Below are 6344 nucleotides of genomic sequence, written 5' to 3' on the forward strand. Positions count from 1 at the left end.
CTCAGAACCTCAGGCCAGTGATAAACGATACCAGACGGACCAGAATACCATCCAGCCCCCACAAAATCAGTGACATCACGGCGGTAACCGCGGCAACGATTAACGTGGTGTGCAGCGTTTCCTGGCGGGTTGGCCAGATAACCTTACGCATTTCTGTTCTTGCTTCACGAGCAAAAGCCACGGTCGCTTTGCCTTTGGTCGTTAAAAGCGCAATGCCGCCAGCCGCTGCGATCAGTACAACTACGGCTAACGCACGCAGTGGCAGTGACACATCACGATAGAGGTAGTTACCTACAATCGCTGCAAGCAGCAGTAATACGACTACTACCCACTTTACCGCTTCCAGGCCACGCCCGCTCCCTTGAGCTTCGGTATTCGCACTCATAAACCAACCTGCCACAATAATTCAGAAACTATTCTGCCCCGCAGTGCGAGGCGTCCAAACCGAATGAGCTTTTGGGGCGTAACTCGGTATCCAACGCCGCATGACAGAGCCTGTCTCAGCAATGATTATGATCGAAAATCACTGATGAGCCAGGTTCTATGAAACAGCGTGCAAAAAGGGCATCAAATGATGCCCTTTCCGTGTGCATTGCGTCAAACGTTATCGGTGATTATGCGATAACTTTAGCAACAACACCCGCGCCAACGGTACGGCCGCCTTCGCGGATTGCGAAGCGCAGACCTTCGTCCATTGCGATTGGGTGGATCAGGGTAACAACCATTTTGATGTTGTCGCCTGGCATTACCATTTCAACGCCTTCTGGCAGCTCTACTGAACCGGTCACGTCAGTGGTACGGAAGTAGAACTGTGGACGGTAGCCCTTGAAGAACGGAGTATGGCGGCCACCTTCGTCTTTAGACAGAACGTAAACTTCTGACTCGAACTGGGTGTGTGGCTTGATGGTGCCTGGCTTAGCCAGAACCTGGCCACGCTGGATGTCTTCACGCTTGATACCGCGCAGCAGAACACCACAGTTTTCGCCTGCCTGACCCTGGTCCAGCAGCTTACGGAACATCTCAACACCGGTACAGGTTGATTTCGCAGTATCTTTGATACCTACGATTTCAACTTCGTCGCCGACTTTAACGATGCCGCGCTCAACACGACCGGTAACAACGGTACCACGGCCAGAGATTGAGAATACGTCTTCGATTGGCAGCAGGAACGGCATGTCGATCGCACGAACCGGATCCGGGATGTAGTTGTCCAGGTGCTCAGCCAGCTCGATGATTTTCGCTTCCCACTCAGCTTCGCCTTCCAGCGCTTTCAGAGCAGAACCACGAACGATTGGAGTGTCGTCGCCTGGGAAGTCGTACTGTGACAGCAGGTCACGTACTTCCATCTCAACCAGTTCCAGCAGCTCTTCATCATCAACCATGTCACACTTGTTCAGGAACACGATGATGTAAGGAACGCCAACCTGACGACCCAGCAGGATGTGCTCACGGGTCTGAGGCATCGGGCCATCAGTCGCAGCAACAACCAGGATCGCGCCGTCCATCTGCGCAGCACCGGTGATCATGTTTTTCACATAGTCGGCGTGGCCTGGGCAGTCAACGTGAGCGTAGTGACGTGAAGCAGTCTCATACTCAACGTGTGCGGTGTTGATGGTAATACCGCGGGCTTTTTCTTCAGGGGTGCTGTCGATCTGGTCGAATGCACGCGCCTGGCCGCCGTTGGTTTTAGCCAGTACGGTAGTGATTGCTGCAGTCAGGGTGGTTTTACCGTGGTCAACGTGACCGATGGTGCCCACGTTTACGTGCAGTTTGTTACGTTGAAATTGCTCTTTAGCCATCGCTAGTCCCTCTAAGACACGGATATATCAATGATATCATCACATTAACCAGGCAATGCCTGACTGCAAGGAAGTTACAGAGAAAATCAGGAGGGAGATTAAAGGAAGTGGTGCTGATACCCAGAGTCGAACTGGGGACCTCACCCTTACCAAGGGTGCGCTCTACCAACTGAGCCATATCAGCACATCTGGAGCGGGCAGCGGGAATCGAACCCGCATCATCAGCTTGGAAGGCTGAGGTAATAGCCATTATACGATGCCCGCATCCTGGAACTCGGCTACCTGTTCTTTCTGTAGCTTGCAGATAACAGAGAATGCCTCTGCTACCTACTGTCCGTCAGCGAAGCTGACCGACGTTGACTTCGCTAACGCTCAGTCTGAATTCAGGGTGAGAAGTGACTCACCTGACAGATAAACAGGCCGTTTATCTGAACCCAACCGCGAGGTCGGGATGGTGGTGGGAGAAGGATTCGAACCTTCGAAGTCTGTGACGGCAGATTTACAGTCTGCTCCCTTTGGCCGCTCGGGAATCCCACCTACTTGATTGGTGCCGGCTACCGGAATCGAACTGGTGACCTACTGATTACAAGTCAGTTGCTCTACCAACTGAGCTAAGCCGGCATCAAGTGACGCGCATTCTAGGAAGGTCGGCGTTCGGATGCAACTAAAAAATCGCATATTTTTTTCTATCGCTTACTATTTGTGCAAATCATCGCAATTTCGTGGTTTTCTGCGGAATATTTGTCCAGCTAGGCCCTTTTTTCTCGACTTTACTCTGGCTCCACTCACCCCCTGCCCCTCTTTTTACGATGCCTGCCCCCAGCGTTCTTACGCCGATTATTTCGCTTATTCCTGAAAAAAGATCCCGCCCATGCGCTGACTGACGCTTTTTTCGTCACGTCAGGATGATTTTGGGTTAGAGGCTAAGCTCACAGGCCGTTATTTCCTGCAGGCAATATCCCTTTTCTTCAACAGCACCCGGCAGAAGGGTCCGGATGGTGTGCTTATTGAGGGGATATCGCATTCGCTTCCTTACAGGTCTTAATGCGTGGCACTGGCACCGGGACAGGTAACAAGGGTGTTACGCACTATGGGCGGGAAGAAGCCTGTAACGGCTTTACAGGCTCATTGACTGTTATAAAGTCGTTAATGGCTTGGGTAATGGCGCATTTTGTGGCTATACCGACGAAAGCGAGATCACAGTTATCTTTTTACTTCTGTTAAAAGCCATACTGGTGATACCCTCCAGCCCATTGTTCTCACTGATAAACCAGCGATTCGTGATTCAAATCACCTGCGTTGTCCTGCTTATCGGATAACACACCGGTGATAGCAATGAATTTGCGGTCAGATGCATGCTTATGGATAAAACGACTCCCCTGACAACGCCTTACTTAGAATTCACTCGTGAGCAGTGGGCAGCATTACGTGATTCCGTTCCTATGACGCTATCAGAGGAAGAGATTGCGCAGCTGAAAGGCATCAACGAGGACCTCTCTCTGGAAGAGGTGGCAGAAATTTACCTGCCTCTTTCGCGCCTGCTTAATTTCTATATCAGTTCAAATGTGCGTCGGCAGGCTGTACTGGAGCAGTTTCTGGGCACCAACGGGCAGAAGATCCCTTACATCATCAGTATTGCGGGTAGCGTTGCCGTCGGTAAAAGCACGACAGCACGTGTATTGCAGGCATTGCTCAGCCGCTGGCCTGAACATCGCAAGGTGGAATTAATCACCACGGATGGCTTCCTGCATCCTAATGCCGTGCTCAAAGAGCGTGGCTTAATGAAGAAGAAAGGATTCCCGCAATCCTACGATATGCACCGGCTGGTCAATTTCGTCTCAGATTTAAAGTCAGGAGCCAGTCAGGTTACCGCTCCGGTCTATTCGCATCTGATTTACGACGTTATCCCTGATGGCGATAAAGTCATACAGCAGCCGGATATTGTGATTCTTGAGGGGCTCAACGTCTTACAGAGCGGTATGGACTATCCTCATGACCCCCATCACGTCTTTGTTTCTGACTTCGTCGATTTCTCAATCTATGTCGATGCAGAAGAAGATCTTCTGCAAAGCTGGTACATCAATCGCTTCCTGAAATTCCGCCAGGGTGCCTTTACCGACCCCGACTCCTACTTCCATCACTATGCCCAGCTCTCCGAGGCGGAAGCCGTTGAGATAGCGGGTAACCTGTGGAAAGAGATTAACTGGCTCAATCTGCAGGAAAATATTCTGCCGACACGAGAGAGAGCCAGCCTGATTATGACGAAAAGCGGCGATCACGCTGTTGATAAAGTCCGTCTGCGTAAATAACGCCAGTGATAAAAAAGCCTGCATTCATGCAGGCTTTTTTATTCAGACAGGACGTAACGATATCTCTCCGCCAACCCATGCCTTTATTTCGCCATCCTGTTCCAGTAACAGCCCACCCTGGCTGTCAACACCGCGCGCAATACCGTGCACTTCGCGTTCACCAATGAGCAACTTAACAGGCCGGTTAATGAAGTTGTCCAGCGCGGCCCAGCGTGCCACAAAGGGCGCTAACCCCTCCTGCTCAAAGAGTGGCAGTGCCTCGCGCAGACGATTAATCAGACGAGCTGCCAGCTCGTTGCGATTCACCGTTACCCCGGCTTCCTGCAGGTTAATCCAACCCTGATTAATCTGGGAGGCGTCAGCGGTTCGCATTGCCAGATTGATACCTGCACCGATCACAATCTGCGCAGCATCGCCGGTTTTCCCGGTCAGTTCAACCAGGATACCCGCCAGTTTGCGATCGTTAAGATAAATATCATTTGGCCATTTTACCCTGACCTCATCTGCGCCCAGTGAGCGTAATGTCTCCGCCATGATGATACCAATGACCAGGCTGAGGCCCATCGCCGCTGCGGGGCCCTGTTCCAGGCGCCAGTACATCGACATATAGAGGTTAGCGCCAAATGGAGAGAACCACTGACGGCCCCGGCGACCCCGCCCCGCCTGCTGATATTCAGCAATACAGGCAGCACCAGATGGCATGTCATGCATGCGCTCCAGCAGGTACTGATTCGTTGAGTCAATCACCGGTATCACCGAGACATTGCCCTGCTCAACCTGCGCGAGAATCGCCTGCTCATCCAGTAGCTGGATTGGCGCAGGCAGACTGTAGCCTTTACCAGTGACGGTATAGACATCAAGTCCCCAGCTTTTCAGTGTTTGTATATGCTTGTTGATGGCAGCCCGGCTCATTCCCAGCGTCTCACCCAGCTGCTCGCCAGAGTGAAACTCGCCGTCAGACAAAATATCGACCAGCTTTAACGGGACATTGTGGTCTTTCATGCGATCACCTCGACGGCATTGCATTCACCCTGTGCCTGAATAAACCGGACTTCAGGCTCAAGCCAGACATCAAACTTCTCCCCTACCCGGGCGCGTACCGCTCTGGCCAGCGCCACGATGTCGGCAGGCAGGGCATTGTCAGCATTGATCAGCACCAGAGCCTGCTGCTGATGAACGGCTGCGCCCCCGATGCGATAGCCTTTAAGCTGGCACTGATCGATCAGCCAGCCCGCTGCCAGCTTCGTTTCACCTTCTGGCATCAGATAGTGCGGCATGGCGGGGAACCGGGCCAGCAGAGCGCTGCACTGCGCCTGCGTCACCACCGGATTTTTAAAAAAGCTGCCGACATTTCCGGTGACTTTCGGATCCGGTAACTTACTCTGACGCATCTGACACACAGCGTGATAGACATCCCAGGCACTGGCGATGGCCGGATTCAGTGTTTTCAGATCGCCATAGGTCAGGACAGGCTGCCATTTCTTAGGCAGGCATAGCCCGACTGCGACGATGACATAGCCTGACTGATAACGGTGTTTGAAAATGCTGTCGCGATAGCCAAACTCACAGGCTTCACGATCCAGACGTTCTGTTTCGCCACTGTGCAGATTAAGCACATCCACATATTCGCAGACATCTTTTAACTCCACGCCGTAAGCACCAATATTCTGAATCGGTGCCGAGCCGCTCATGCCCGGGATCAGCGCCAGATTTTCCAGTCCGGCGATCCCTTTTTCCAGGGTACTTTTGACCAGCTCATGCCAGTTCTCACCGGCTCCGACATGCAGTTTCCAGCTCTCATATTCATCCTGAATGGTGATGCCTTTAATGCGGTTCAGTACCACGGTTCCGGCAAAATCATCCAGAAAGAGGACATTGCTGCCTTCACCGAGCACAAGGAAAGGCGTTTGATCCTGCTGGCTGGCCTGCCATGCAGCCAGAATGGCGGCAGGCGTCTCAGCGACGATGCGTTTTTGTGTGTGTACTTCAAGCCCAAGTGTATTGTCGGCTTTTAAGGAGGGATGCTGGCTGGACATTTGACGGCCTTAACTGAGTTATCTGGCCGTAGTTTACCGTATCGGAGATGTGTTCTCAGGCAGTTTTCGGGATCAGAAGGCGGTTTTTCACGATCTGCAGACGTAAAAAAGCCCCGCACGTCAGTGCGGGGCTTCTTCACTTGTATAATGCCTGGCAGTTCCCTACTCTCGCATGGGGAGGCCCCACACTACCATCGGCG

At 52.4% G+C, this 6344-nt stretch carries 5 protein-coding genes and 4 tRNA genes; 1 reads left to right on the plus strand and 8 read right to left on the minus strand.

Going from position 1 to position 6344, the window contains the following annotated elements:
• Position 1: 1 nt before the first annotated feature.
• The 6 genes from secE to HFD92_RS21170 form a co-directional block, all read right to left on the minus strand.
• A complete protein-coding gene (gene secE, locus HFD92_RS21145; protein ID WP_008927141.1) occupies positions 2-385 on the minus strand; it encodes a preprotein translocase subunit SecE in 384 nt (127 codons plus the stop codon).
• A gap of 229 nt (positions 386-614) precedes the next feature.
• Positions 615-1799 carry an elongation factor Tu gene (gene tuf / locus HFD92_RS21150; protein WP_167429651.1) on the minus strand — a complete coding sequence of 395 codons (1185 nt, stop codon included), beginning with the start codon at positions 1797-1799 and terminating at the stop codon, positions 615-617.
• A 108-nt stretch (positions 1800-1907) separates the two neighbouring features.
• A tRNA-Thr gene (locus HFD92_RS21155) sits at positions 1908-1983 on the minus strand.
• Between the two features lie 5 nt (positions 1984-1988).
• Positions 1989-2063 (minus strand) — tRNA-Gly (locus HFD92_RS21160).
• A 188-nt stretch (positions 2064-2251) separates the two neighbouring features.
• Positions 2252-2336, minus strand: a tRNA-Tyr gene (locus HFD92_RS21165).
• 8 nt (positions 2337-2344) lie between these two features.
• Positions 2345-2420, minus strand: a tRNA-Thr gene (locus HFD92_RS21170).
• A gap of 740 nt (positions 2421-3160) precedes the next feature.
• Here HFD92_RS21170 and coaA point away from each other — a divergent pair.
• Positions 3161-4108 (plus strand): type I pantothenate kinase, encoded by a 948-nt coding sequence (coaA, locus tag HFD92_RS21175; protein WP_009092666.1) that lies wholly within the window; start codon positions 3161-3163, stop codon positions 4106-4108.
• A gap of 42 nt (positions 4109-4150) precedes the next feature.
• Here the strand turns inward: coaA and birA are convergent, their stop codons facing one another.
• Positions 4151-5110 carry a bifunctional biotin--[acetyl-CoA-carboxylase] ligase/biotin operon repressor BirA gene (gene birA / locus HFD92_RS21180; protein WP_046100986.1) on the minus strand — a complete coding sequence of 320 codons (960 nt, stop codon included), beginning with the start codon at positions 5108-5110 and terminating at the stop codon, positions 4151-4153.
• Positions 5107-6144: a UDP-N-acetylmuramate dehydrogenase gene (gene murB, locus HFD92_RS21185; RefSeq protein WP_167429652.1), complete on the minus strand. Its 1038-nt coding sequence runs from the start codon at positions 6142-6144 to the stop codon at positions 5107-5109. Before murB ends, birA begins: the two co-directional genes overlap by 4 nt.
• Positions 6145-6344 lie beyond the last annotated feature (200 nt).

This window comes from Pantoea sp. EKM101V, from assembly GCF_011800325.1.
Classification (GTDB): Bacteria; Pseudomonadota; Gammaproteobacteria; order Enterobacterales; family Enterobacteriaceae; genus Pantoea; species Pantoea anthophila.

Coding starts and splice junctions, on each gene's coding strand:
- secE (WP_008927141.1), bottom strand. CDS start 385: ATGAGTGCGAATACCGAAGCTCAAGGGAGCGGGCGTGGCCTGGAAGCG.
- tuf (WP_167429651.1), bottom strand. CDS start 1,799: ATGGCTAAAGAGCAATTTCAACGTAACAAACTGCACGTAAACGTGGGC.
- coaA (WP_009092666.1), top strand. CDS start 3,161: ATGGATAAAACGACTCCCCTGACAACGCCTTACTTAGAATTCACTCGT.
- birA (WP_046100986.1), bottom strand. CDS start 5,110: ATGAAAGACCACAATGTCCCGTTAAAGCTGGTCGATATTTTGTCTGAC.
- murB (WP_167429652.1), bottom strand. CDS start 6,144: ATGTCCAGCCAGCATCCCTCCTTAAAAGCCGACAATACACTTGGGCTT.